This is a genomic window from Nonomuraea sp. NPDC049758 (genome assembly GCF_040674635.1).
GTDB lineage: Bacteria > Actinomycetota > Actinomycetes > Streptosporangiales > Streptosporangiaceae > Nonomuraea.
The window spans coordinates 229,499-253,322 of the sequence record NZ_JBFAMZ010000017.1 but is presented as its reverse complement, the minus strand read 5'-3'; the positions used below and the strand labels follow the sequence as shown (position 1 = coordinate 253,322).

At 74.7% G+C, this 23,824-nt stretch carries 24 protein-coding genes; 17 read left to right on the top strand and 7 right to left on the bottom strand.

Annotated elements, in window-relative coordinates:
* Position 1 precedes the first annotated feature (1 nt).
* Positions 2 to 688: an alpha/beta hydrolase gene (locus AB0J46_RS36940; RefSeq protein ID WP_364338825.1), complete on the top strand. Its 687-nt coding sequence runs from the start codon at positions 2 to 4 to the stop codon at positions 686 to 688.
* On the opposite strand, the gene AB0J46_RS36935 is transcribed toward AB0J46_RS36940, so the two are convergent.
* Complete coding sequence (locus AB0J46_RS36935; RefSeq protein ID WP_364338823.1) at positions 654 to 1,985, bottom strand: M14 family zinc carboxypeptidase; 1,332 nt, start codon at positions 1,983 to 1,985, stop codon at positions 654 to 656. The two genes, AB0J46_RS36940 and AB0J46_RS36935, sit on opposite strands and share 35 nt — an antisense overlap.
* Positions 1,986 to 2,053: 68 nt before the next feature.
* On the opposite strand from AB0J46_RS36935, the gene AB0J46_RS36930 reads away from it, so the two are divergent.
* From AB0J46_RS36930 to menC, 12 genes are all read left to right on the top strand, one after another.
* Entirely contained in the window at positions 2,054 to 2,665 is a 612-nt protein-coding gene (locus AB0J46_RS36930; protein ID WP_364338821.1) for a TetR/AcrR family transcriptional regulator, read from the top strand.
* Positions 2,666 to 2,728: 63 nt separating this feature from the next.
* Positions 2,729 to 4,162, top strand: coding sequence for an MFS transporter (locus tag AB0J46_RS36925; protein ID WP_364338819.1), 1,434 nt, complete (start codon positions 2,729 to 2,731; stop codon positions 4,160 to 4,162).
* Between the two features lie 2 nt (positions 4,163 to 4,164).
* Positions 4,165 to 5,019 (top strand): M55 family metallopeptidase, encoded by an 855-nt coding sequence (locus tag AB0J46_RS36920; RefSeq protein WP_364338817.1) that lies wholly within the window; start codon positions 4,165 to 4,167, stop codon positions 5,017 to 5,019.
* Between the two features lie 59 nt (positions 5,020 to 5,078).
* Positions 5,079 to 6,638: a serine hydrolase domain-containing protein gene (locus AB0J46_RS36915; RefSeq protein WP_364338815.1), complete on the top strand. Its 1,560-nt coding sequence runs from the start codon at positions 5,079 to 5,081 to the stop codon at positions 6,636 to 6,638.
* A gap of 121 nt (positions 6,639 to 6,759) precedes the next feature.
* The gene (locus AB0J46_RS36910; RefSeq protein ID WP_364338813.1) at positions 6,760 to 8,319 is read left to right on the top strand and encodes an ABC transporter substrate-binding protein; all 1,560 of its coding nucleotides are present in this window, start codon (positions 6,760 to 6,762) and stop codon (positions 8,317 to 8,319) included.
* Positions 8,319 to 9,266: an ABC transporter permease gene (locus AB0J46_RS36905; RefSeq protein WP_358001330.1), complete on the top strand. Its 948-nt coding sequence runs from the start codon at positions 8,319 to 8,321 to the stop codon at positions 9,264 to 9,266. The genes AB0J46_RS36910 and AB0J46_RS36905 overlap by 1 nt, the downstream gene beginning before the upstream one ends.
* The gene (locus AB0J46_RS36900; protein WP_364338811.1) at positions 9,263 to 10,120 is read left to right on the top strand and encodes an ABC transporter permease; all 858 of its coding nucleotides are present in this window, start codon (positions 9,263 to 9,265) and stop codon (positions 10,118 to 10,120) included. Before AB0J46_RS36905 ends, AB0J46_RS36900 begins: the two co-directional genes overlap by 4 nt.
* The gene (locus tag AB0J46_RS36895; protein WP_364338809.1) at positions 10,113 to 11,825 is read left to right on the top strand and encodes an ABC transporter ATP-binding protein; all 1,713 of its coding nucleotides are present in this window, start codon (positions 10,113 to 10,115) and stop codon (positions 11,823 to 11,825) included. Before AB0J46_RS36900 ends, AB0J46_RS36895 begins: the two co-directional genes overlap by 8 nt.
* Before the next feature lie 41 nt (positions 11,826 to 11,866).
* Positions 11,867 to 13,417 carry an amidohydrolase family protein gene (locus AB0J46_RS36890; protein ID WP_364338806.1) on the top strand — a complete coding sequence of 517 codons (1,551 nt, stop codon included), beginning with the start codon at positions 11,867 to 11,869 and terminating at the stop codon, positions 13,415 to 13,417.
* Complete coding sequence (locus tag AB0J46_RS36885) at positions 13,414 to 15,021, top strand: helix-turn-helix domain-containing protein (protein WP_364338804.1); 1,608 nt, start codon at positions 13,414 to 13,416, stop codon at positions 15,019 to 15,021. Before AB0J46_RS36890 ends, AB0J46_RS36885 begins: the two co-directional genes overlap by 4 nt.
* 53 nt (positions 15,022 to 15,074) lie before the next feature.
* Positions 15,075 to 15,833 (top strand): GNAT family N-acetyltransferase, encoded by a 759-nt coding sequence (locus tag AB0J46_RS36880; RefSeq protein ID WP_364338802.1) that lies wholly within the window; start codon positions 15,075 to 15,077, stop codon positions 15,831 to 15,833.
* Complete coding sequence (gene menC / locus AB0J46_RS36875; RefSeq protein WP_364338800.1) at positions 15,830 to 16,948, top strand: o-succinylbenzoate synthase; 1,119 nt, start codon at positions 15,830 to 15,832, stop codon at positions 16,946 to 16,948. The genes AB0J46_RS36880 and menC overlap by 4 nt, the downstream gene beginning before the upstream one ends.
* Positions 16,949 to 16,978: 30 nt before the next feature.
* Here menC and AB0J46_RS36870 read toward each other — a convergent pair whose 3' ends face one another.
* Positions 16,979 to 17,434, bottom strand: a complete 456-nt coding sequence (locus AB0J46_RS36870; RefSeq protein ID WP_364338798.1) for a MarR family transcriptional regulator — start codon at positions 17,432 to 17,434, stop codon at positions 16,979 to 16,981.
* A gap of 89 nt (positions 17,435 to 17,523) precedes the next feature.
* Between AB0J46_RS36870 and AB0J46_RS36865 the strand changes: the two genes are divergently transcribed.
* Complete coding sequence (locus tag AB0J46_RS36865) at positions 17,524 to 18,069, top strand: YceI family protein (RefSeq protein ID WP_364338796.1); 546 nt, start codon at positions 17,524 to 17,526, stop codon at positions 18,067 to 18,069.
* 18 nt (positions 18,070 to 18,087) lie between these two features.
* Here the strand turns inward: AB0J46_RS36865 and AB0J46_RS36860 are convergent, their stop codons facing one another.
* The 3 genes from AB0J46_RS36860 to fxlM all read right to left on the bottom strand — a co-directional run bounded on the left by AB0J46_RS36860 (position 18,088) and on the right by fxlM (position 20,338).
* Positions 18,088 to 18,309 carry a hypothetical protein gene (locus AB0J46_RS36860; RefSeq protein WP_364338794.1) on the bottom strand — a complete coding sequence of 74 codons (222 nt, stop codon included), beginning with the start codon at positions 18,307 to 18,309 and terminating at the stop codon, positions 18,088 to 18,090.
* Entirely contained in the window at positions 18,306 to 18,971 is a 666-nt protein-coding gene (locus tag AB0J46_RS36855; RefSeq protein ID WP_364338792.1) for a hypothetical protein, read from the bottom strand. The genes AB0J46_RS36860 and AB0J46_RS36855 overlap by 4 nt, the downstream gene beginning before the upstream one ends.
* A 143-nt stretch (positions 18,972 to 19,114) precedes the next feature.
* Positions 19,115 to 20,338 carry a methyltransferase, FxLD system gene (gene fxlM / locus AB0J46_RS36850; RefSeq protein WP_364338790.1) on the bottom strand — a complete coding sequence of 408 codons (1,224 nt, stop codon included), beginning with the start codon at positions 20,336 to 20,338 and terminating at the stop codon, positions 19,115 to 19,117.
* Between fxlM and AB0J46_RS36845 the strand changes: the two genes are divergently transcribed.
* Complete coding sequence (locus AB0J46_RS36845) at positions 20,331 to 21,482, top strand: MFS transporter (protein ID WP_364338788.1); 1,152 nt, start codon at positions 20,331 to 20,333, stop codon at positions 21,480 to 21,482. The two genes, fxlM and AB0J46_RS36845, sit on opposite strands and share 8 nt — an antisense overlap.
* Before the next feature lie 109 nt (positions 21,483 to 21,591).
* On the opposite strand, the gene AB0J46_RS36840 is transcribed toward AB0J46_RS36845, so the two are convergent.
* A complete protein-coding gene (locus tag AB0J46_RS36840) occupies positions 21,592 to 22,017 on the bottom strand; it encodes a MerR family transcriptional regulator (protein ID WP_364338786.1) in 426 nt (141 codons plus the stop codon).
* 177 nt (positions 22,018 to 22,194) lie between these two features.
* On the opposite strand from AB0J46_RS36840, the gene AB0J46_RS36835 reads away from it, so the two are divergent.
* Both AB0J46_RS36835 and AB0J46_RS36830 read left to right on the top strand, forming a co-directional pair.
* A complete protein-coding gene (locus tag AB0J46_RS36835) occupies positions 22,195 to 22,707 on the top strand; it encodes an SgcJ/EcaC family oxidoreductase (RefSeq protein ID WP_364338784.1) in 513 nt (170 codons plus the stop codon).
* Positions 22,704 to 23,177 (top strand): NAD(P)-binding oxidoreductase, encoded by a 474-nt coding sequence (locus tag AB0J46_RS36830; protein ID WP_364338782.1) that lies wholly within the window; start codon positions 22,704 to 22,706, stop codon positions 23,175 to 23,177. Before AB0J46_RS36835 ends, AB0J46_RS36830 begins: the two co-directional genes overlap by 4 nt.
* A gap of 13 nt (positions 23,178 to 23,190) precedes the next feature.
* Here the strand turns inward: AB0J46_RS36830 and AB0J46_RS36825 are convergent, their stop codons facing one another.
* Positions 23,191 to 23,811, bottom strand: a complete 621-nt coding sequence (locus tag AB0J46_RS36825; RefSeq protein WP_364338780.1) for a TetR/AcrR family transcriptional regulator — start codon at positions 23,809 to 23,811, stop codon at positions 23,191 to 23,193.
* Positions 23,812 to 23,824 lie beyond the last annotated feature (13 nt).

Here is a 23,824-nt window from a genome sequence, read left to right as displayed (position 1 = left end):
GGTGGAGAACCGTGCCGTCCTGACCCGCCCGGCGCCCGGCCCGCTCCGGACCCTGCGGTACGGGGCCGACGCCGACCAGGTGATCGACCTCTGGCCGGGCGACGGACCCCTGGTGGCGCTGGTGCACGGCGGGTTCTGGCGCCCGGAGTACGACCGCACGCACCTGCGGCCCATGGCCAACGCGCTGCATCGGGCGGGGTGCGGCGTGGCCGCCGTCGAGTACCGCCGCAGGCCGGGAGATCCGGCGGCGGCGGTCGCGGACCTGCGGGCCGCGGTCGGCCTGCTGCGTCCCTCGGTGGTCGTCGGCCACTCGGCCGGCGGTCATCTCGCCATGTGCGCCGCCCCGGACGGGACCGCCGTCCTCGCCCTGGCCCCGGTCGCCGACCTGCGGCTGGCCGCGCGGCTGGACCTCGACGACGGCGCGGTGGCCGACTTCCTCGGCGGCCCGCCGGACGATCATCCCGGCCTGGACCCGGTACGCCTGCCGGACCGGCGAGGCCCGCTGGTGATCGTGCACGGCACGGCGGACGAGCGGGTCCCCGTCCAGGTCTCGGAGTCGTACCTGGCGGCCCACCCGGGGACGTCGCTGGTGCGCGTCCCGGGGGCGGGCCACTTCGTGCTCATCGACCCGGAGAGCCGTACCTGGCCGCTGGTCAGGCGTGAGCTGACCGCTCTGCTGCCCGCCTGACGGCGTCCGCCGCGAGCAGCGCCGCGCCGAGCTGCACCGCGACCAGCGAGCGCAGCGGGATCGGCGTGCTCTGCGCGTCGGCCTCGGCCTGCTCGAACCACTCGTCGAAGCGCGCGCCGAGCCGGGCGCGCTCGGCCCGGACGGCGGGCGTCGCGTTGCCCGCGGCCAGCTCGGCGTCCAGCATGCGCAGGTAGGTGCCGCAGTACCGCAGCCGCATGAGGTGCACGAGCTGCCGGCCGCCGACCACCTCGGCCACCGTGGCCGGGCGGTCGGTGCCGGGCAGGTCCTCCCACTCGCTGATGAACTCGTCGTGGGCGCCGACGAAGTCCTCCAGCGCCCGGCGGAAGGGGGAGGACACGGTCAGGTCGCCCTTGGCGCGGGCGAGCGAGGCGGCCAGCTCCCCGATCAGGTCGCGCTGCCCGGCCAGGAAGTCGCGGATCGTCTCGTGGTACTTCTGGCCGGTCGGGGTCTGGTCGGCGACGCGGGGGTCGGCCCAGTAGGGCAGCTCGGTGACCAGGTGCAGGGCGCCGAAGCGCTCGGCGTAGTCGACGCTGCCGCCGCCGATGCCGTACGTCGCGGCGATGTCGGCGCCGCGCGGCGTCAGGTAGGCCGCCGGCGCGATCTGGACGGCGCCCGGCAGCTCCGGCGGGCCCATGTGCAGCGGCAGGCCCTCGGCCGTGGCGATGGCGGTCAGGCGGGCGGCGAGCGCGGGGTCGTTCCGGTTGAGGTAGTAGAAGGCGCCCTGGAGCTCGCCGTTGTGCAGGGAGTAGACGAGGGCGGGCCGCACCTCGTCCATCAGCCGCATCAGCGCCTCGGTCTCCGGCAGCGTGCGGTCGAAGAAGTAGTCCTCGCCGGTCAGCGGGAAGGTCCATTCGACCTGGTCGGCCTCGGCCGGGCGGTAGAAGTGCTCGGCGTAGGCGCGGCGGTCGCTCGGGCGGGCGTACCAGCCCTCGTTGAGCCGGGCGCCGTCGGGATCGACGCAGGGGACGAGGTGCCAGCGGAAGCCGAAGTCCTCCCGCAGCGCGGCGTCCTCGACGAGCTGCCGCAGCAGCGTGCTGACGGTGAGCGCGCCGATGGGCTCGTTGGGGTGGGGGCCGCCGATGATCACGGCGTCATGGGGGCCGGCGCCGACGGTGGCCACGCGCAGCGGCTCGCCGAGGCGGGAGGTGCCGATGCGGCGCAGGCGCACCAGGTCGGGGTGGGCGGCGGCGAGGTCGTCGAGCTCGGCGTGCATCTGGTCCACCGTCGGGAACGCGGTGAAGTCCGGTACGCGGCTCATGTGGGGGGCGACGTCCATTTCGGGCCTCCTGATAATCTGGATTATTCTAGTAAATCAGATTATCTTTACGGCATGCAGGAGATGTCATGCGGCTGACCAGAGCGGAAAGCAAGGCCGCCAACAAGCGCGCGCTGATCGAGGCCGCCCGCGAGATCGTCGGCAGGGACGGCTCGAAGGCCAAGCTGGAGGACATCACCGAGTTGGCCGGCCTGACCACGGGGGCGGTCTACTCGTTGTTCGGCGGCAAGAACGGGCTGATGGCCGCCATGGTCGACGACTACGTCGGCCCGCTCGACCTGCGCACGCCCGAGACCGGCGGGTTCGGCACGCGGCTGGCGGAGGCCGTGGCCGAGATCGCCCGCCGCTACCTGCGCATGTCGGCCGACCCGCAGGCGGCCGGCCGGATGTTGTTCGAGACGCGCGTGCTCGACCTCGTGCTCAACGACCCGGACCTGCGCCGCAGGCTCAACACCTCGATCAGGTCGACCGAGGTCGAGCTCGCCGCGCTGCTCACCGGCCGCGAGCACGACGGGGCAGCCGTCACCGCGCAGCAGGCGCTGCGCCTGGCCCGCGCCCTGAAGGCCCTGCTGTCCGGGCTCGGCCAGAGCGTCGTGCTCGGCGCCCACGAGGCCGACGAGGAGTTCTTCGTCGAGACCGCCCTGGCGCTGATCACGCCGACGGTGCTCGGACCGGCCTAGATCACGGCCGGGGTTCGGGGGGACCACACGGCCGCACGTCACCCCACCCCGAAAGGCAGAACCATGTCCAGATCCGGCTTCGGCGTCATCGGCGCGCCGGTGTTGTACATCGGCGTCCTCCAGACCATGGAGATGACGCTCTCGCCCGCGCTCCCGCTCGTCCAGCAGGACCTGGGGGCCTCGCCCGGCGCGCTCGCGTGGATCTTCACCGGCTCGCTGATCAGCTCGGCGATCAGCACCCCCATCGTCGGCCGCCTGGCCGACATGTACGACAAGCGGCGCGTGCTGCTCGCGCTGATGGCGATCAGCGGCGCCGGGGTCCTGCTCTCCGCCCTGGCGCCGAACATCACCCTGCTGATCACCGGCATGGCGATCGAGGGCATCTGGCTGGGCGTGCTGCCCCTGACCGTCGGGCTGTTCCGCGACACCCTCACCCCCGAGCGCGCCGCCACCGGCAACGGCCTGGTCGTCGGCGTCGCCGCGCTGGCCAGCGCACTCGGCCTCATCCTGGCCGGGCCCATCACCTCGGCCCTCGGCTACCGGTCGCTGTTCCTGCTGGCCGTGGCAGGCGTGGCGGCGGCCGCCCTGCTGGCCTGGTTCACCGTGCCGTCCACCCCGCGCGCGGCCGGCGGTCGCGTCGACTGGGCGGGCGGGCTGCTGCTCGGCGGCGGCGTGGCCCTGGTCATGCTGGGCCTGACCGCCGTCTCCAGCTGGGGCTGGACGTCCCCGGCCACGCTCGCCCTCTTCGCCGCCGCCGCGCTGACGCTGGGCCCGTGGGTGGTCGTCGAGCTGCGCGTCGCCGACCCGCTCGTGGACCTGCGGCTGCTGGCCGGACGCACCCCGGCCGGGGTGACCGCCATGGGGGTGCTGCTCGGCTTCGCCTCCTTCGGCCTCGTCGTCGCCCTGCCGATGATGCTGGCCGCGCCCGCCGGCACCGGGTACGGCCAGGGCGCCGACACCCTGTGGATCGGCATCTACATGTTCCCCATGGGCGTCGCGGGCACCGTGATCGCACCGCTGGTCGGGCCGATGACCAGGCTGCTCGGCCGGCGCGCGGTGCTGGTGCTGGGCAGCGTGCTCGTCTGCGCCGGGACCGGCGGGCTGGCCCTGTGGCACTCCGCACCCTGGCAGGTCATGGCCGCGGTGACGGTCATCGGGCTGGGCGCCTCCATCGGCCTCACCGCCGGGCTCAACGCCGTGGCCGCCGACGTGCCCGGCGAGCGCGCGGCCGGGGTCAGCGGCGTGGTCTTCGTCGCCAAGAGCATCGGCGGCACGTTCGGGGCCCAGCTCGGCGCCATGGTGCTGGCCTCCGGCGCCGTCGCGGGGGTGCCCACCGAGCAGAGCTTCGTCGACACGTACCTGCTGTCGGCGGTGCTGGGCCTGCTGGCCGTCGCCGCCGCCTTCGTGATCCCCGCGACTGTGCGGAAGACGCAAGCGGGGCAGGCGGTTTCTGCCCTGGCGACGAAGCCGTCCGTCCGCCCCGGTGAAAGCCTGTGACGATGACGAACGTCTACATCTCCATCGACATGGAAGGCGTGGCGGGCATCGCCACCATGGACCAGGTCTCCCGCGCGGGCCACGGCTACCCGCGGGCCCAGCGCCTGATGACCGCCGAGGCCAACGCCGCCATCGAGGGCGCGTTCGCGGCCGGGGCCGCCAGCGTCCTGGTCAACGACAGCCACGGCACCATGGACAACCTGCTGCACGAGGAGCTCGACCCGCGCGCCCGGCTGATCTTCGGCACGCCCAAGCTCGACTGCATGGCCGAGGGCATCTCGGCCGAGCACGACGTGGCCATGTTCCTCGGCTACCACGCCGCCGCCGGCTCGCCGGGCGTGCTCGCCCACACCTACTCCTCGCACTTCTACGAGGTGCGGCTCAACGGCGCCATCGTCTCCGAGGCCGAGGTCAACGCCCTGCAGGCGGCCGCCGTCGGCGTGCCGGTGGGGCTGCTCACCGGCGACGACGTCATCTGCGACGTCGCCGGCAAGGCGTTCCCCGGGGCGCGCACGGTCGCCGTCAAGATCGCTCACGGGCACACCGCGGCCGACAGCCTCTCGCCGTCCGAGGCGCGGCGGCTGATCAAGGAGGCGGCGGCGGAGACCGTGCGCTCGGCCGGGGAGCTGCGGCCGGTCGAGCTGCCCGGCGTGCTGGAGCTGGAGATCGACATGCCCACCACGCCCGCCGCCGAGCTGGGCGAGCTGGTGCCGGGCGTGCGCCGGATCGCCGACAAGACGCTCGCGGCGACCTTCACCACCCCGAGGGAGGTGCTCGGTTGCGTGACGACCTGCTACCACCTGGCGGCGGACGCCATGATCGCCAGAATGGCCCTGTACGGCAGACCAACCAGGTAGCCCCCAGGTTTGCCGCTCCGGACAAGCGTTTCGAACCCGGACATCCAGATACTTGAACGATGGATTTTGAGCAGGTAGAACGCGCGCTCGACGCCCTTCCCGGCCTCCGCTCCGGCGGGCCGGGTCTGGCGGTCGGGGTCTACGCCGACGGCAAGGTGCTGCACACCGCGGCGAGGGGCGTGGCCACCGTCGAGTTCGGCGTCCCGATCGACTCCCGTACCCGCTTCGACATCGCCTCCATCAGCAAGCAGTTCACCGCCGCGTGCCTGCTGCTGCTGGCCCGCGACGGCAGGCTGAGCCTGTCGGACGACGTCCGCGAGCACGTCCCCGAGCTGCGGCTCGGCGTGCCCGTCACGCTCGACCAGTGCCTGAGGCACACCGGCGGCCTGCCGGAGTGGTACGGCCTGCAGGCCGTCACCGGCGTCCCGTTCACCCTGATGGACGAGGAACGGCTGATGAAGATCGTGGCGGGCATGCGCCGGACCACGTTCGAGCCCGGCACCCGCTTCTCCTACTCCAACACCGGCTACGTCCTGGCCGCCGTCGTGGTCCGGCGGCTCACCGGCCGGTCGCTGGCCGACTTCGCCCGCGAACGGCTCTTCGAGCCGCTCGGCATGGACGACACCGTCTTCCGCGACGACGCCTCCGTCCCGCTGCCGCGGATGGCCTACGGCTACGACGGCGCCGGCGCGCGGGCCGACACGCAGGAGAGCGCGGTCGGCGACGGCGGCCTGGTGACCGGCGTCGCCGACCTCGCCCCCTGGCTCGGCTTCCTGGCCGACGGCCGGGTGCTGGGCGCCGACGTGCGGAGCGCGCTGCTGGAGCGCACCACGCTCGCCGACGGCGCCGTCCTGCGGTACGCCCGCGGCATCTGCCACCTGACCGTCGGCGAGCTGGACGGGTACGGCCACGCCGGCGGCATGCACGGCTACGTCGGCAACCTGCTCCACCTGCCGGAGCCCGGCCTCGGCGTGGCCGTCCTGACCAACCACAGCGGCCTGGACCCCGTCGGCCTCAGCCTCCGCCTGGCCCGCGCCCTCACCGGCCAGGACCCGGCCCCCCGTCCGGCCCCCGCCTCCCGGGCCGACGCCGAGGCCGCGCGGCCCGCCCTGCTCGGGCACTGGCACGACCCGGAGACCGACGCCACGCTCACGCTCGAACCCGCCGCCGACGACGGCGGGATCGCCCTGACCGGCGCCACCGACCTCGAACTCGCCCTCGACGACGACGGCCGCTGGTACGCCCAGGTCCCGGCCGGCCGGATCTGGCTCGTGCCGGAGGACGGGCGGCTGCTGTTCGGCCACGACGGGTCGATCCGATGGCCGCACGTGTACGAGCCGTGCGACCCGCCGGCGGAGGAGCCCGCCCCGCAGGGCGCCTGGCTCAACGACGAGACGGGCGTGCTCGCCGTCATCGACGAGGGGACGCTGCGGGTCGGCCTGACCTTCCAGGCCCCCGTCGCCCCCGCACCCGCCGGGACGTGGCGGGCGGGCCCGTTCACCCTGCGCCTCGACGGGGACGGCGACCTGCTGCTCAGCGGCTTCGGCCTGCTCGGCCTGCGCTTCGCCGCCCAGCCCGAGGGCACCGCGCCCGTCGGCATCCCCCCTGGTCTGGTCTAGGGCCGTGTTGGCCTGCAGCACGAGCCGGGGCGCGCAGAGTTTGGCTGCCGGGTCAGTGAACGAGGGAGGCCGGGCTTCTAGCGTCCGACTATTCCCCCCGCTCACTCCCCGAGGTGGTTCCATGACATCCGCGACCGCACTCGCCAGGCTCGCCACGGGCGCTCTGCTCGTGCTGGTGGCCGGCTGCGCCGGAGCCGCGAGCTCCGGCGCGGCCCCCGACACGCTCCGCTGGGCGACGGGGACGGCCCCCAACAGCCTCGACATCGCCCACGGCTTCAACGACGCCTCCACGACCGTGCAGTTCGCCGTCCTCGACACGATGGTGACCCTCGGCGCGGACGGCAGGGTCATCCCGAGCATCGCCGCCTCCTGGACCCATCCCGACCCGCGCACGTACGTCTTCACCCTGCGCGAGGGCCCGAGGTTCAGCGACGGCACGCCGGTCACCGCCGAGGACGCCGCCTACTCCCTGACCCGCCACCTCGACCCCGCCGTGACCTCCCAGGCCGCCAGCTACGTCACGCAGGTCAAGAAGGTCGAGGCCACCGGCCCGCGCACGGTGACGGTCACCCTGAGCAAGCCCAGCGCCAGCTTCCTGGCCACCGCCGCGCTGGCCTGGCAGATCGTCCCGAAGAAGCTGGCCGCCGCGCACCCGAAGGACCTCGGCTCGCCCGAGGTCGGCACCCTCGGCTCCGGCCCCTTCAAGGTCACGAAGTTCTCGCTCACCTCGGGGGTGACGCTGGAACGCAACGACCTGTACTGGGGCCCCAAGCCGGCGCTGCGCAGGATCGAGATCAAGGCGATCGGCGACCCCGAGACGCTGCGCCTGGCCGTCTCCTCCGGCGAGGTGGACGGCACCAACGACATCCAGGTCAGCGAGACGCGCAAGTGGAGCGCCCTGTCCGGCGTCACGACCGCCTTCTACCCGGCCAACAACATCGCCTACCTGTCACTCGGCGTCCGCGAGGGCCCGCTCAAGGACGTGCACGTGCGCCGCGCCATCGCCCACGCCCTCGACCGGGACGCGCTGGCCACGCTCATGACCAGCGGCCACGGCGGGATCGCCGACCTGATGCTGCCCAAGCCGCAGCTCGCCGCCCTGTACGGCGGCACGCCGCCGAAGCTGCCCGCCTACCCCCACGACGTGAACGCCGCCAAGGCCGAGCTGGCCAAGTCGGCCCACCCCGAGGGCTTCACCCTGGCCGCGCCGTACGACAGCGGCAGCGACGACGTCAAGGCGCTCCAGGCCATCGCCGCCGACCTGGCGGTGATCGGCGTCAAGCTCGACCTCCAGCCGCTGCCCACCGAGCAGTACCGGCAGCGCATGTTCAGCCACCAGGACACCCCGCTGCAGCTCGTCGACCTGCTCTACGGCACCCCCGACCCCGGCGAGGTGCTGCCCGACCTGGTCAGCCGCGCCTCGGCCGGGCCCCAGGGCTTCAACTTCAGCGGCTACGGCTCGCCCGAGATGGACGCCCGGCTCGACGACCTCGGCAAGCGCGAGGGCGCCGACCGCGCCGCCGCGGTCACCGAGGTGCTGGCCGAGATCGCCGACCAGGTGCCGTACGTGCCGCTCTACACCAAGGAGGCCGCCGTCGCGCTGCGCAAGCGGTTCACCGGCCAGTTCGGCACCTGGACCATGAACGTCTTCAGCACCATCCGCCCGGCGGCCGGTGTCTGATGGCCTTCGTCGCCCGCCGCCTGGCCGCCGCGCTGCTCCTGCTCGGCGTGCTGTCCGTGCTCACCTACGCGCTACTGGCGCTCGCCCCGGGGGATCCGGAGCAGGTCCTGCTCGGGCCGCGGCCCTCCACCGCGGAGTCGCGCGCCGCGGTTCGCGCCCAGTACCACCTCGACGACCCGCTGCCCGTCCGCTACGCCACCTGGCTCGGCGACGCCGTGCGCGGCGACTTCGGCGCCTCCCTCTACAGCCGCGAACCCGTCACCAGCGTCATCGCCGACCGGCTGCCCGTCACCGCCGGCCTGGCCGCCTACGCGATCATCCTCACCCTCGCCGTCGGCCTGCCCGCCGGGCTGGCCGCCGCCATGCGCAGGGGCGGCCCGCTCGACCGGGGCATCACGCTCTCCGCGCTGGTCGGCCTCGCGATCCCGCCGTTCGCGATGAGCATCCTGCTGCTGTACGGCTTCGCCGTCACCCTCGGCTGGTTCCCCGTCTTCGGCGCGGGCGAGACGTTCGCCGAGCGGGTCGCGCACCTGACGCTGCCCGCGATCGCGCTGGCCACCGGGCAGGCGGCGGTCGTCATCAGGCAGATGCGGGCGGCCGCGCTCGACCTGGCCGGGCAGGACTACATGACCTTCGCCCGGGCGCGCGGGGTCGGCCGCGCCCGCTACTGGATCGGGTACGCGCTGCGCAACACCGCGCTGCCCGTCCTCACGGTCGGCGGGCTGCTGCTGGCCGCCAACCTCACCGGCGCGCTGTTCGTCGAACGGGCCTTCGGGCTGCACGGCGTCGGCGAGCTGCTCGTCAGCGCCGTCGGGCAGAAGGACCTGCCCGTCGTCCAGGCGCTCGTCCTGATGGGAGGCGCCGTGGTGGTCGCCGTCAACCTGCTGATCGACCTGGCCTACCTCGCGGTGGACCCGCGGGTGCGGCACGGGGCGGTGGCCGCGTGAGCGTCGTGACGGGGACCGTGCGCCTCGGCGGACGGGCGCGGCGGCTGCGCCGGGCCAGGCCGGGGCCGCTGACGCTGCTGTCGGGCGGGATCCTCGCCCTGATGGCGTTCGCCGCCCTGTTCGGAACGTGGATCGCGCCCTACGACCCGGCCGCGCAGGACCTCGCGCTCGGCGCGACGATGCCGAGCTGGGCCCACTGGGCCGGCACCGACGAGCTGGGCCGGGACGTGTTGTCGCGCTGCCTGGCCGGAGCCCGCTCGGCGCTGCTGTGGCCGCTCGTCGTCGCGCTGGGCACGTGCGCGATGAGCACGTCGCTCGGGCTGCTGGCCGGCTACCGCCGCGGCTGGATCGACGCCGTCATGATGCGCGTGGTCGACCTGCTCATCGCGATGCCGGGGCTGCTCATGCTGATCGTCCTGGTGGGCGTGCTGGGCGGCGGCATCGGCTGGGCGGTGCTGGCGATGGCGGTGCTGTTCACGCCCGGCGACATCCGGGTGGTGCGCAGCCTCACCATGGCCCAGCGCGAGCTGGCCTACGCCGAGGCGGCCCGCACGCTCGGGCTCAGCCGCAGCCGGATCATGTTCAGGCACCTGCTGCCCAACATCGCGCCCACGGTCGTGGCCGGCGCGCTGCTCAGCTTCGTCGCCGCGCTGGTCGCGCTGTCCGGTCTGTCCTTCCTGGGCATCGGCCTGCCCGCCGGCACGCCCGACTGGGGGCTGATGATCGAGGAGAACCGCGGCCTGCTCGACCTCAACCCGTGGGCCGCGGTGGTGCCCGCCGCGCTGGTCACCGTCGCCGCCACCGCCGCCACCCTGCTGGGCGACCAGCTCTTCGAGAGGCTCTCCGATGCTTGAGACACGCGGCCTGCGGGTCGTCGGCGACCGGGTGCTCGTGGACGGCGTGGACCTGACGGTCGCCGCGGGCGAGACCGTCGGGCTGGTCGGCGAGTCCGGCAGCGGCAAGTCCCTGACCGCCCGCGCCCTCGTCGGCCTGCTCCCGCGCGGCCTGCGCGCCGAGGGGTCGGTCGAGGTCGGCGGCGCGCAGCTCGTCGGCGCGTCCGAGCGGCTGCTGCGCGGCGTGCGCGGACGGCGGATCTCGCTGCTCATGCAGGACCCCTTCGCCATGCTCAACCCGCTGTGCACGGCCGGCGCGCACATCGCCGAGACCCTGCGCGGCCGCACGTCCCGTCAGGAGATCGCGCGCAGGCTGGCCGAGGTCGGCATCGACGACCCCGCCGTGGCCGGGCGCTACCCGTTCCAGCTCTCGGGCGGCATGCGGCAGCGCGTCGCCCTGGCCGCCGCGCTGGCCGGCGACCCCGAGCTGCTCGTCGCCGACGAGCCCACCACCGCGCTGGACGCCACCACCCAGCACGAGATCCTGGCGCTGCTGCGCCGGGTGCAGGAGGCGCGCGGCATGGGCGTGCTGCTCATCACCCACGACCTGCGCGTGGCGTTCGCCGTCTGCGACAGGGTGGCCGTGATGTACGCCGGGCGCGTCGTCGAGCAGGGGCCGGGCCCGGAGCTGGCCGCGGAGCCCGCGCACCCGTACACCGCGGGGCTGCTGGCCGCGCTGCCCTCGGCGGAACGCACGCTGGAGCGCCTGGTGGGCATCCCGGGCGCCGTGCCGCGGGCGGGCGCGGTGACCGGCGTCTGCGCGTTCGCCACCCGCTGCGACCGGGCCGCCGACGCCTGCACCGCGGCCAGGCCGCCGTTGCGCCCGATCGGCCCCGACCGGCTGAGCGCCTGCGTGCACGACACCGCCGGAGCCGCCCGTGTGGAGCTGCGCGAGGCCGCGCCCCCCGCCGCCCCGGCCGCCGGCGAACCGCTGCTGCACATCGAGGACCTGCGCAAACGGTACGGCGCCCACACTGCGCTCGGCGGCGTCAGCCTGCACGTGAACCCCGGCGAGACCGTCGGCCTGGTGGGGGAGTCGGGCTCGGGGAAGACCACGCTGGCCCGGTCGGTGCTCGGCCTGATCACCCCCGACGGCGGCCGGATCCGGCTCGCCGGCCTCGACGTCACCGACCGCGCCGCCCTGGACCCGCGCGAGCGCGCCCGCGTGCACCGGCTCGTCCAGTGCGTCTTCCAGGACCCCTCCACCTCGCTCAACCCCGCCATGACCGTCGGCGCGACGCTGGCCGAGGCGATCGCCAGGGCCGCGCCCGCCGACCGGATCGGCGTGGGGGAGCTGCTGGAGCTGGCCGGCCTGCCTGCCGCGTACGCCGCCCGCCGCCCCAAGGCGCTGTCCGGCGGCGAACGCCAGCGCGTCGCCATCGCCCGGGCCCTGGCCGTCCGGCCCGCGCTGCTGATCTGCGACGAACCGGTCGCCTCCCTGGACGTGTCGGTCCAGGCGCACGTGCTCGAACTGCTGCGCGGCATCGGCCGGGAGCTGGGCACCGGGATGTTGTTCATCACCCACGACCTGGCGGTCGTCCGCCAGGTCGCCGCCAGGACCGTGGTGCTGCTGAAGGGCGCGGTCGTGGAGGAGGGGACGACCTCGGCCGTCCTGGACGCCCCGGGCCACGACTACACCAGGCGCCTGGTGGCGGCCGTCCCCTGACATGACCGACGAATCTCGTACCCGGGAAAGGTAATACCTTCATGCACGACCTCATCCTGCGCGGCGGCACCCTGCACGACGGGTTCGGCTCGCCCGGCCGTACCGCGGACGTGGCCATCGGCGGCGGACGCGTCACCGCGACCGGCCGCGACCTCGGCCGGGCCGCCCGCGTGGTGGACGTGGACGGCATGGTCGTCGCGCCCGGCTTCATCGACCCGCACAGCCATTCCGACACCGTGCCGTTCATGGCCGGGGCGCAGCCGTTCAAGCTGTGGCAGGGCGTCACCACCGAGATCATCGGGAACTGCGGCTTCTCCTGCGGACCGGCCGACCCCGAGTCGGCCCATTTCACCCCCGGGATCTTCGGCGAGCACGCCTTCACCACCTTCGGCGGCTACCTCGACGCCGTGGAGCGGGAGGGCACGACCAACAACCTGGCCGCGCTCGTCGGCCACAACACGCTGCGCACGGCCGTCTGCGGCATGGACGCCGCGCCGCCGCCCGGCGCGCTGGACCGGATGACCGGGCTGGCCGAGGAGGCGTTCGCCGCGGGCGCGTGCGGGCTGTCCAGCGGCCTGGAGTACGTGCCGGGCGCCTACGCCGGCACCGGCGAGCTGATCGCGCTGGCCCGCGCGGCCCGGCGCTGGAACCTCGTCTACGCCACCCACCTGCGCAGCGAGAGCGAGGGGCTGGCCGGCGCGCTGGACGAGGCCGTCGAGGTCGCGGCGGCGGCCGGGGTGCGGCTCCAGGTCTCCCACTGCAAGGCGTCGGGCCGGGCCGTGCACGGCTCGTCGGCCATGCTGCTGGACAAGCTGACGGCCGCCCGCATCAGGGGTGTGGACGTGCGGGCCGACGTGTACCCGTACCGGGCGTTCTGCACCGGGCTGGTCGCGCTGCTGCCACCCGCCGCGTGCGAAGGCGGCGAGCCGGAGCTGCTCAGGAGGCTGGCCGACCCGGCGGAACGGCGGGCGCTGCGCGCGCTGGCCGAGGACCCGGAGCGCACGACCGGCGTCGGCCTGTGGCGGGAGACGCACCCCGAGGACGTGCGGCTGCTGCGGCACGCCTCCGCCGGCGTCACCGGCCGCTCGCTGGCCGACCTGCTGGACGGCCGCGAGCCCTGGGACGCGCTGTGCGACCTGCTCATGGCCGACCCGCACGCCGACGGCGTCTTCCACACCATGCACGACGACGACGTCACCCGGATCATGCGGCACCCCCTCGTGTCGATCGGCTCGGACGGCGGGCCGCCCGACGGGCCGACCCATCCCCGCACGTACGGCACCTTCCCCACCTTCCTCGGCGAGTACGTGCGCGAACGCGGGCTCGTGCCGATGGCCGAGGCGATCAGGAAGGTCGGCTCGGCCACCGCGGCCCAGTTCGGCCTGGCCGACCGGGGCTGGCTGGGCAGGGGAGCGGTCGCCGACGTGTGCGTGTTCGACCCCGCCGCCATCCGCCACGACGGCACCTACGACGAGCCCGCCACCCGCCCGGCCGGCGTCACCCACGTGCTCCTGGGCGGCCGCATGGTGATCGACGACGGCGAGTTCACCGGCGGCCGCCACGGACGCCTCCTGCGCGGGGGGCGGGCGTGAGCGGCCAGGGCCGGGTGACGCTCGGCGTGCTGCTCGACAGCCTCGGCGCGGAGACGGTGAGCGCGCTGTGCCTGCCGTCCGGCCGCCAGGCGACGGTGGGCGCGCCCGTCATCCACGGCTCCGACGAGCCGCTGGCCGCCTACGCCGGGGCGCTGCTGCTGGCCACCGGCAGGCCGGAGCCGTCCCTGCTGGAGAGCGCGGCCGGGGCGGGCGTCAGCGCGGTCGTCGTCCGGGCCGGGATCGGCGACGCCGCCGCGCTCACCGAGGCGGCCCGCGGCGCGGGCGTGGCGCTGCTGGCCGCCGCCCCCGGCCTGGCCTGGGGCCAGCTCTACGCCCTGGTGGACGCCCTGCTCGCGCTCGTCGCCCCGGCCGCGGACCTGGGCGGCGGCCAGGCGGGCGACCTGTTCGCGCTGGCCAACCAGGTCGCCGCGCGCGTCGGGGGCGCGGTGGCCATCGAGGACCTGGCCATGCGCGTCCTGGCCTACTCCACGATCGGCCAGCCGATCGACGACCTGCGCAGGGAGGGCATCCTCGGCCGGCGCGTGCCCGAGCACCCGACGAACGCCGAGGAGTACGCCGCCGTCCTGCGCTGCGAGGGGGCCGTGTGGAGCCACGAGCCGCGCGAGTACCTGCCCCGGCTGGCCATCGCGGTCCGCGCCAGGGGCGAGGCGCTCGGCACGATCTGGGCCATCCAGGCGGACGAGCCGCTCGCGCCCGACGCCGAGGCCGTGCTCGCCGAGGCCGCCAGGACCGCCGCCCCGCACCTGGCCCGCCTCAGCCTGGCCGCCGACGAGGCCCGCCGGACCAGGGACGAGTGGGTGGGCCGGCTGCTGCGCGGCGCAGGCCCCGCCGGGGAGCTGGCCGCCTCCTTGGGCCTGCGCCCGGACGAGCCGGTCAGGGTGGTGGCCGCCGGGGACCCGGCCGGGCGGACCGACGTCTTCGCCGCCACGCACGCCGCCGACCTGCTGCGCACCGCCTACGCCGTCTACCGGATCAGGGCCGCCGTCGGCGCCGTGGACGGCCGGACGTACGCGATCGTGGCGGCCGGCGCCGGGACCGCGCTGCTGCGCCGCGTCACCGCCGAGACCCTCGGCCGGATCACCGACCGGCTCGGCGGGCACTGGCGGGCGGGCGTCGGACGGGTCACGGCCTCGCTCGCGCAGGTCCCCGCCGCCGCCCGGCAGGCAGACGAGGCCCTGCGCGCGATGGGCGGCCCGTTCGCGGGCGGCGAGGTGGGCCTGCACGAGGAGCTGGCCGCCGCGCTGTTCCTGCTGGACGCGGCCGCCTCGATGCGGTCCGGTCCGGCGCTGACCGGCGAGCCGCTGTCCCTGGTGGCCGAGCACGACGCCGGGCACGGCACCGACTACGTCCGCAGCCTGCGGGCCTGGCTGGCCGCCCACTACGACGTGCCCAGGGCGGCCGAGACGTTGTCGCTGCACCCCAACACGCTCAGGTACCGGCTGCGCCGCATCGGCGAGCTGATCGCGCTCGACGAGCCCGACGTCCGGCTCGTGCTGGGCCTTCAGCTGCGGCTGGCCGAGATCGGGGCGTCCGGCACGGGCGGCGGTCAGAGCCCGGCGTCCGGCACAAACGGCGGCGGCTGAAGTTGGGCTTGCGCGCCAACGATCCGGCGGCGGTCCGGCGGAATGCTGGTGCCATGCTCGATATCCGCATCCTCCACGGGACCTCCGAGTTCCAGGCCGCCGACCGGCTGCTGCGCCGCGTCTGGAACACCAGGGCGGGCGACGACCCGCCGGTGGCCGTCGACCTCATGTGCGCCCTTGAGCACACCGGCGGTTACGTCGGCGGCGCCTTCCTCGACGGCGTGCTCGTCGCCGCCGCCTCCGGGTTCCTCGCCGAGGGGGGCAGCCTGCACTCCCACGTCGTGGGCGTGGCCGCCGAGGCGCGGGGCCGGGGGATCGGCCAGGCGATCAAGGCGCACCAGCGCGAGTGGGCCGCCGAACGCGGCCTGAACTCCATCTCCTGGACCTTCGACCCGCTCGTCCGCCGCAACGCCTTCTTCAACCTCGCCCGGCTCGGCGCGCGGGCCGAGCGGTACGTGCCCGACTTCTACGGGCCGATGAACGACGGCATCAACGGCGGCGACGTCACCGACCGCCTGTTCGCCCACTGGCCCGTCAACCGGGCCCCTTCTCCGGAGCGGTCGGCCCCGGGCGGGACCCGGAAGGCCGAGGTGATCCTCGACGAGACCGGGGCGCCGCGCGAGCCGGGCGGCGCGGCCGTGCTGCGCTGCGCCACGCCCGCCGACGCCGAGCGGCTGCGGCGCGAGCAGCCCGCGGAGGCCGCGCGGTGGCGGGCCGCCCAGCGGGCCGCCCTGGGCGGCGCGCTCGCCCGCGGCTACCGGATCGCCGCCTTCACCAGGGACGGCTGGTACGTGCTGGAGCGCGCGGCATGAGGATCGCCGAAGCCGAGCTGCGCACGGTCGCGCTGCCCCTGATCACCCCGTTCCGCACTTCGCTCGGCACGCAGACCGTGCGCCGGGCGCTGCTGGTGCGCGTACGCGGCGCCGAGGGGGAGGAGGGCTGGAGCGAGTGCGTGGCCGACGACGAGCCCACCTACAGCCCCGAGTACCTGGAGGGCGCGGCCGACCTCATCCGCCGTTTCCTGCTGCCCGCCCTGTTCGCGGTGCCGAGCCTCGACCCGGCCGGCGTCGCGCCCGCGCTGGCGCACCTGCGCGGCCATCCGATGGCCAAGGCCGCCGTCGAGACGGCCGTCCTGGACGCCGTGCTCAGGGCGCGCGGCCTGTCGCTGGCCGCCCACCTGGGAGGGGTGCGGTCCAGCGTGCGCGTCGGCGTGTCCGTCGGCATCGCGGACACCCTCGACGACCTGCTCGACACCGTGGACCGGCACGTCGGCGCCGGGTACGCCCGGATCAAGCTCAAGATCGAGCCCGGCTGGGACCTGGAGCCGGTGCGGCTGGTGCGCGAGACGTTCGGCCCCGGCCTGATGCTCACCGCCGACGCCAACACCGCCTACACCCCCGCCGACGCCCGCCACCTGGCCCGCCTGGACGCCTACGGCCTGACCATGCTGGAACAGCCCTTCGCCCCGGACGACCTGGACGGCCACGCCCGGCTCGCCGCCCGCATGGACACCCCCATCTGCCTGGACGAGTCGATCACCTCGGCCCGCGCCGCCACCGCCGCGATCCGGGCGCGCGCCTGCTCGATCATCAACATCAAGCCCGGCCGGGTCGGCGGCTACCTGGAGTCCCGCCGGATCCACGACCTGGCCCTGGCCGCGGACGTGCCGGTGTGGTGCGGCGGGATGCTGGAGACCGGGCTCGGCCGGACGGCGAACCTGGCGCTGGCCAGCCTGCCCGGCTTCACGCTGCCGGGTGACATCTCGGCGACCGCCCGCTACTACGAGCGTGACATCACCGCGCCGATCGAGCTGACCGGCGACTCCATCGTGGTGCCCGACGGCCCCGGCGTCGGCGTCACGCCGGACCCGGACGCCCTGGCGGCCTTCACCACCGACCCGCCCGTCCGCGTCACCCCCGCCGGGTGAGACGGTCGGGCGTGGGCTGACCGGACGTTGTCACTCCTGCTCGACGAGGTGGTCGAGCAGGACCTGGCTGATGTCGGCCAGGTGCCGCAGCTGTTCCGCGGTGAGCAGGTCGACCAGGTGCTCACGGACGCTGGCCACGTGCTTCGGGGCGGCCGCCCGGAGCGCGGCGTGCCCGTCGTCGGTGAGCACGGCCAGCCACCCGCGCCGGTCGCCGGCGTAGTGCTCCCGGCGCACCCACCCCTTCTGCTCCAGCTTGTTGACCGCGTGCGAGATGCGGCTCGGCTTGGAGTTGGTCCACTGCGCCAGCTCGCTCATGCGCATCGTGCGCCCGGGGGCCTCCGACAGCAGGACGAGCAGCTCGTAGTAGGTGGGCGGCATGTCGGCGGCCGCCATCAGGTCGCGTTCCAGGCGGTCGGTCAGCAGGCGGGTGGCCAGCCCGAACCTGCGCCACGCCTGCTGTTCGTCGTCGTTGAGCCAGCGGGTCATGCCCCGATCGTACTGGAAGGTTGCGTGCTGAAATAAATCTATGTACTGTCGTGCCGAATCTTCCAGTACTGAACTAATTGGAGTGCGGCATGTATCCCAGCGAGCTGAGCGGCGACTACACCTTCGACCCGGCCCACAGCCGGTTCGGGTTCGTCGCCCGCCACGCCATGGTGACCAAGGTGCGCGGCAGCATCCCCGTCCTGGAGGCCACCGCCCGCCTGGACGCGGCGAACCCGGCGGCCTCCGCCGTCCGCGTGGTGCTGGACGTGGCCGGCATCCAGACCGGCAACCAGATGCGCGACGGCCACCTGCGCACCGGCGACTTCCTCGACGCCGCCGCCCACCCGCACATCGTCTTCGAGTCCACGTCCGTCAAGCACGCGGGCGGCGACGCCTTCGAGGTCACCGGCGACCTGACGATCCGCGGGGTGACCCGGCAGGTCACCGTCCCGCTCGACTACACCGGCACCGCCGTCGACGCCCAGGGCGTGACCAGGGTGGGCTTCGAGGGCGGCACGGCGATCAACCGCAAGGACTTCGGCATGACGTACAACGCCGCGCTGGAGACCGGCGGCGTGATGATCTCCGATCGGATCGCCCTGGAGTTCGACATCTCCGCCGTCAGGTCCGCCTGACCGCGCGCCGGAGGTTGCTCAGCGTCCCAGCCAGGCGTCCAGGCGGGACAGCAGTTCCGGGGTGGGGATCCTGCCGCCCGTCGATCCGGCGTACACGGCCCGGCAGGGCGCGCGCCAGACCCGCACCTCGGCGACGGCGCCGGTGGTGTCGCCCGCCCACACCACGTCGAGGGCGGCCGGGCGGGTGAACCTGCCGAGCCCGCGGTCGGTGACGCTCTCCCGTCCGCCAGGGTCGGTCACCGTGTCCACGGCCGTCGAGACATCCCCGTCGAGCCGGTACCGGCAGGCGGCGGCGGCCCGCAGCGCGTCCGCGCATCCGGAAGCTGCACGGGCGCCGGCCGTGCCTCCAACTGCGCCCGGTAACGGCGGAGGAAGTCCTCGCTCGGATCGCCGAACCGCGTCCGGCCCGCGTACCGGGCGGTGCCGCAGTTGCGATCGACCAGGACGACGGCGGGCCGGCGCAGGTCCCCGTAGTGCACGACGAAGGACAGGCTCGTGCCGTAGCCGACCGCGTTGCAGATCTCGCCGAGGCGGAGGTCGTCGCCCAGGACGCGGCCCTTGGCCGACTCCCTCCGGCGCAGCTCGGCCTCCAGCGCGTCGCGCGTGGGCAGGCCGTTGAGCTCGGAGACCATCGCGCCGGCCCCGGCGGTGAGCCTCCTGATCCGCGCCGCCGCCTGCCCTGACGCGTACGGCAGGGGCAGCTCGCACATCGTCACCGACACCGCGCCGTCGGCGGGCACCAGCTCCCCGGGCCGGTCACCGCGCTCCCACCCGCCGGCGGACGAGACCGGGCAACCGCCGGCTCCGAGCCGCGGCCCCAGGGCGTTCAGCGGAAAGGCGGCGGAAGCCCCCAGCACCAGCGCGACCACACCCGCGACCACCCGGCCGACGCGCAGCAACATGCCAGCAATGTACGCGCCGGAAGCCGGCCGCGCCGCCCCTCCGGGAGGACTGCTCCACCGGGAGGACTGCTCCTCCGGTGGGGCTGCTCCCCAACCGCGCGTCCGTCGGCCGCGGTGACACCTCCGGCGGCCCGGTCGCGCGCTCAGGGCCAGGCCATGACCAGCTGGGTGTGGCGTTTGCGGAAGACGCGGCCGTCGGCGGGAGCCGGTACCGCGGCGTCGGCCGGGTGGAGGGTGAAGACCGGGTCCGGGCGGTCGCGCCGATCGCGATCCCAGGTCAGCACATGGTCGTGCAACTGCCGGGCGAGCCCGTCGCCCTCGCGACCGAGGCCGCAGGCCCCGAACTCCCAGCGCCGCTCGGCGTCGTGCGGGCCGCAGGTCTCGCGGATGGCGAGGTAGGCGAAGCTGTCCGGGACGATGAGCGCGGGGCAGTACCAGCGCATGGCCGGTCGGACGAGCCCGCAGTCGCGATCGGGATCCTGCCAGAACATGCCGAACCGCTCGTCGTCGGCGGCCATCGACAGGTGCATCGTGTCGAACGGCCGGCCACGGCCGACGGTGACGCCGGTCCACAGCTCCGTGCGGTCGCCGTCCAGCGCCTGGTCGAGGCGGGCCGCGTCGAGGGCGGGCCCGTGCTCCAGCGTCAGCCTGACGGCACCGCCGGCCAGGACCGGTTCCTGATCGGGCAGCCTGCCGGCCCCCTGGCAGGGGACGAAGCCGCAGACCGTCGGGTCGAGCCCGGTGAAGTGGCCGCCCGCGCGGACGAAGGTGAAGGACCGGCTGATCGTGGAGAAGCGCAGCGGGACGACCATCCGGCCGTCCGGGGCGAGCAGGTGCCCCCAGGGCACGTCCCAGACACCGACGGTGACGATCACGGCGTCGAAGCCGCCGCTCGGCGTGTGCCGCTCGGCCGCGTGCTCGGCGTCGCCGAGGACGACCCGCACCTGTCCGTAGCCGGTCGCGGCGAGGAAGCGGCTCGCGCGTTCGGTGACGAAGGGGTCGATGTCGACGGTGACGACCAGCCCGTCCGGCCCGACGATCTCGGCGATGAGGGCGGCGTTGCAACCGCCGGAACCGACCTCCAGCACCTTCGCGCCGGGGCGGAGCCGGGCTGCTTCGAGCATGTCGGCCTGCAGCCAGGGCGCGCTGATCGAGCTCGTGGCCCTGCCGTCCGGGCCACGTTTGGTGACGACGACGTCGTCGGCCGCGTAGGCCGCCTCCGGGGACGCCTCGGGGGCGAACCGCTCGCGCGGCACCTTCGCGAAGGCCGCCTCGACCTCGGGGGAGCGGATCCAGCCGGCTCGCCGGAGCTCGGCGACCAGGTCGGCGCGCAGACGTTCGGGAGAGCCGGACGGCGGAGTGCTCACGGCAGCGAGGGTAACCGGGCCGCGCGGGGACGCGACGGCATTCCAGCGACACGGGCGAGCCGCCGACCCCAACACGCGAGGCAGCGCGAACCCGCGGCCCACCCCAAAGCTACGGCCCGGCGGGGGACACGGGGCCCGCCCGGAACAGGCGGCCCGCCGAGAACACCGCGTCCGTCCTGAACAGCGGGCCCGTCCGGAACAGCGGGGCCGTTCGAGCACCCGGCCCGCCCGAACGCCCAGGCCGCCCGAGCACCCGGGCCGGGCCGAACGTGCGGGCCGGGTCGGTGGGTCAGGTGGCCGGGGTGGTGCTGTCGGGCTGCTGGGTGGCGGCGTCGGTGCGGGCGCCGGACAGGAAGGGGCGCTCACCGTGACCGGCGGGTCCACGCTGCTGGTCTTCGCCCTGGTCGAGGGGCCCGCGCTGGGCTGGGGCAGCCCCCTGGTCGCGGGCGCCTTCGCGGTGGCCGCCGTGCTGCTGGTGATCTTCGCGCTGGTCGAGGCCCGCAGCGCGGATCCGCTCATGCCGTTCCGGCTGTTCCGCAACCGCAGCCTGACCGTCGGCATGCTGGTCACCTTCGTCTACATGGCCACGTTCGGCGTCCTGCCGTACTTCCTCACCGTGCTGCTGCAGAGCGTCCACGGCTACAGCGCCCTGCAGAGCGGGCTGGCCTTCCTCGTCCCGTCGCTGGCCATCGCCGCCGGCACCCAGGGCGGCGAGCGCCTGGCCACCCGGATCGGCACCCGGACCACGCTGCTGATCGGCTTCGCCGTCGGCGTCGCCGGGACCGCCGTCCTGGCCCTCGGCTTCGACGCCGACGCCGGGTACGGCCTGCTGATCCCCGGTCTCGTCGTCTCCGGCCTGGGTCAGGGCGTCGTCTGGACCGCCATGTGGATCGCCGCCGCCACCGGCACCCCCGCCCACGAGCAGGGCGTCGCCAACGGCATCGCCTCCACCGCGCTCAACATCGGCAACGCCATCGGCCTGGCCGTCTTCACCGTCATCGCCGACCTCGGCGCCGCGGGCAGGACCGGCCGGGCCCTGCGCGCCGCCACGGCGGACGGCGAGTTCCTGGTCGTCCTGCTCACCGCGGCGGTGATGATCGCCGGCCTCCTGGTCACCCTCACCCGGCCCCGCCGCACCCCCTGACGGTCCGCTCCTGACCGCCTTCCCCTGACGCGCGCCTCGGCCGCCGCGAGCACCCCTTCGGTGCATGCGGCGGTCACCGCGTCCGCGTCCGCGCCCGCCGGGCCGCCGTTCAGTGCTGGTGCGCCTCTTCCAGGGACGCCCCCGCCAGCCGCGCCCTGACCGCCCCGGTGAAGGCGGGACACTCGAAGACGTTCTCGTGCGGGCAGGCCATGCCGTGCGCGATGGCGGTGCGCGCCACCTGGGCGCGGGCGATGCGCTCGTCCAGCTCGGCGAGTTTGCGCCGGTACAGCTCCCGCCACCCGTCGCCCGGCTCGGACCGGGCCGCGATGAACGTCCTGATCTCGCGCAACGTGAGGCCGACCTCGCGCAGCAACAGGATCACCGCGACCAGCTCGGCCGCCGACGGCGGATACCGCCGCTGCCCCGAGACGCGCTCGGGCTCCGGGATCAGCCCGAGCTCCTCCCAGTAGCGCAGCGCGGAGGTGGCGACGCCGGTGCGTTCGGCCAGCTCGCCGATCGTCAACTGCTCACTCATGGGACCGCAAGCATACGTGAGCCCGCCGCCCTGGATCATGCCTCGGCAGGCGGCTCGGCGATTGGCGGCGCCCCGTGTTGACAGTGGCCGACGCCTCTCCTAATCTCTTCTTTGGAGAAGATAAATCTTCAAGGAAGTAAATGCTTCCGTGAAGTTACCTGAGGAAGGGCAACGACCATGAGCAACACCCTTACCGCCGCCGACGCCGCCGCCATCACCTCCGTGCTCGACCGTCTCGCCGACGCCTGGAGCCGGGCCGACGGCGGCGCGTACGGCGACCTGTTCACCGAGGACGCCACCTACATCACCTACGTCGGCACCCTCTACACCGGCGCCCGCGAGATCGGCGACGCCCACCAGGCGCTGTTCGACAGCTTCGTCAAGGGCACCAGGCTGGCCAGTGAGACCGTCGGCATCCGTCTCGCCGGCCCCGACACCGCCCTCGTCATCACCCGCGGCGACACCTACAAAGGCAAGCCCGGCAAGCTGCACAAGATCCAGACCTACACGATGGTCCGGCAGGCGGACGGCGACTGGAAGATCGCCGCCTTCCAGAACACCAAGCACCAGGCCCTCATGGAGGCCATCTCCTTCCGGTTCCAGCCCGCCAGCAAGCCCGCCGTCCAGCCCGCCGCCCCGGCGGCCTCGACCTCGACCACCCGCGGCTCGTCCACCGCGCCGCCGACGTGACCGACCCCATCAGCCTTCGTGACGCGCTGACCGGACACGACACCGTGATCTCCGCCCTCGGCCCGTCCGGCCGCGGCCCCACCACGGTCTACTCGCAGGGGACCGCCGCGATCGTCGCGGCGCTGCCGCCGTCCGCCCGGCTCGTCGTGATCTCCTCGGCCGGGCTGGCCGTCCCGCCCGGCGCGGGGCCCGTCGCCCGCCTGCTCGGCCGCGTCCTGCACCACGTCATGCGCCATCCGTACGCCGACATGGCCCGCATGGAACAGGCGCTCGCCAGGACGCGGCTGAACTGGACGGCCGTCCGCCCCACCGGCCTGACCGACCGGCCCGGCACCGGCCGCCCCCGCGTCTCGATCGGCGCGACCGAACGCCTGGGCGCCCGTACGTCCCGCGCCGACCTGGCCGCCTTCATCGTCGGCCACCTCGACGACCCGCGGACCTGCCGCCTGCCCGTCGCCGTCTCCTCCTGACCGCGGCCCGGCCTCACCGCCCCGGCGGAGGCGCGAAGGCGCCGGCCGCGGCGGCGAGCACGGCCGTCCGCGCCGCCTGCTCCGGCAGGTCCGGGGCGGGGGGCGTGCGGAGGAGCACCAGGTGGTGGTAGAGCGGCGCGGTGGCGGCGACGAGCAGCCGCCGCGCGTCGGTGCCGGCCGGCAGCTCGCCCCGCTCGACCGCCCGCCTGACGATGACCTCGCAGCGGGTGTACCGGTCCTCCCAGAGCCGACGCACGCCGCCAGCGGCCTCCTCCGAGCGGAACGAGGCGGCGATCAGGGCCGCGGCGATCGACGGCTGCGCGGTCATGGCCGCCTGGTTCTCGTGGTTGAGCGCCGCCAGGTCGCCCAGCAGGGAGCCGGTGTCCTGGGGCTGCCAGTCGTCGTCGCCGGTCGCCTCCAGGACGTCGGCGAGCAGGCCGCCGACGTCCCGCCAGCGCCGGTAGACCGTCGCGCGGTGCACGCCCGCGCGGGCCGCGACGGCGTCGAGGGTCAGCCCGTCGAAGCCGCGTTCCGCGAGCTCGGCGCGGACGGCATCGAGAACCTGCGCGCGGATGCGACCGGTACGGCCACCAGGACGGCGGCGCGGCCCGGACGACGGGCTCTCGGGCGTCATCGCTCCCTTTCCC

Excerpts from the sequence above, each read along its gene's own strand:
- AB0J46_RS36840 (WP_364338786.1), bottom strand. The coding sequence starts at position 22,017 with ATGAGTGAGCAGTTGACGATCGGCGAGCTGGCCGAACGCACCGGCGTC.
- AB0J46_RS36915 (WP_364338815.1), top strand. The coding sequence starts at position 5,079 with ATGGATTTTGAGCAGGTAGAACGCGCGCTCGACGCCCTTCCCGGCCTC.
- AB0J46_RS36855 (WP_364338792.1), bottom strand. The coding sequence starts at position 18,971 with ATGTTGCTGCGCGTCGGCCGGGTGGTCGCGGGTGTGGTCGCGCTGGTG.
- menC (WP_364338800.1), top strand. The coding sequence starts at position 15,830 with ATGAGGATCGCCGAAGCCGAGCTGCGCACGGTCGCGCTGCCCCTGATC.
- AB0J46_RS36920 (WP_364338817.1), top strand. The coding sequence starts at position 4,165 with ATGACGAACGTCTACATCTCCATCGACATGGAAGGCGTGGCGGGCATC.
- AB0J46_RS36895 (WP_364338809.1), top strand. The coding sequence starts at position 10,113 with ATGCTTGAGACACGCGGCCTGCGGGTCGTCGGCGACCGGGTGCTCGTG.
- AB0J46_RS36835 (WP_364338784.1), top strand. The coding sequence starts at position 22,195 with ATGAGCAACACCCTTACCGCCGCCGACGCCGCCGCCATCACCTCCGTG.
- AB0J46_RS36865 (WP_364338796.1), top strand. The coding sequence starts at position 17,524 with ATGTATCCCAGCGAGCTGAGCGGCGACTACACCTTCGACCCGGCCCAC.
- AB0J46_RS36910 (WP_364338813.1), top strand. The coding sequence starts at position 6,760 with ATGACATCCGCGACCGCACTCGCCAGGCTCGCCACGGGCGCTCTGCTC.
- AB0J46_RS36925 (WP_364338819.1), top strand. The coding sequence starts at position 2,729 with ATGTCCAGATCCGGCTTCGGCGTCATCGGCGCGCCGGTGTTGTACATC.
- AB0J46_RS36870 (WP_364338798.1), bottom strand. The coding sequence starts at position 17,434 with ATGACCCGCTGGCTCAACGACGACGAACAGCAGGCGTGGCGCAGGTTC.
- AB0J46_RS36890 (WP_364338806.1), top strand. The coding sequence starts at position 11,867 with ATGCACGACCTCATCCTGCGCGGCGGCACCCTGCACGACGGGTTCGGC.
- AB0J46_RS36935 (WP_364338823.1), bottom strand. The coding sequence starts at position 1,985 with ATGGACGTCGCCCCCCACATGAGCCGCGTACCGGACTTCACCGCGTTC.
- AB0J46_RS36825 (WP_364338780.1), bottom strand. The coding sequence starts at position 23,811 with ATGACGCCCGAGAGCCCGTCGTCCGGGCCGCGCCGCCGTCCTGGTGGC.
- AB0J46_RS36930 (WP_364338821.1), top strand. The coding sequence starts at position 2,054 with ATGCGGCTGACCAGAGCGGAAAGCAAGGCCGCCAACAAGCGCGCGCTG.
- AB0J46_RS36880 (WP_364338802.1), top strand. The coding sequence starts at position 15,075 with ATGCTCGATATCCGCATCCTCCACGGGACCTCCGAGTTCCAGGCCGCC.
- AB0J46_RS36905 (WP_358001330.1), top strand. The coding sequence starts at position 8,319 with ATGGCCTTCGTCGCCCGCCGCCTGGCCGCCGCGCTGCTCCTGCTCGGC.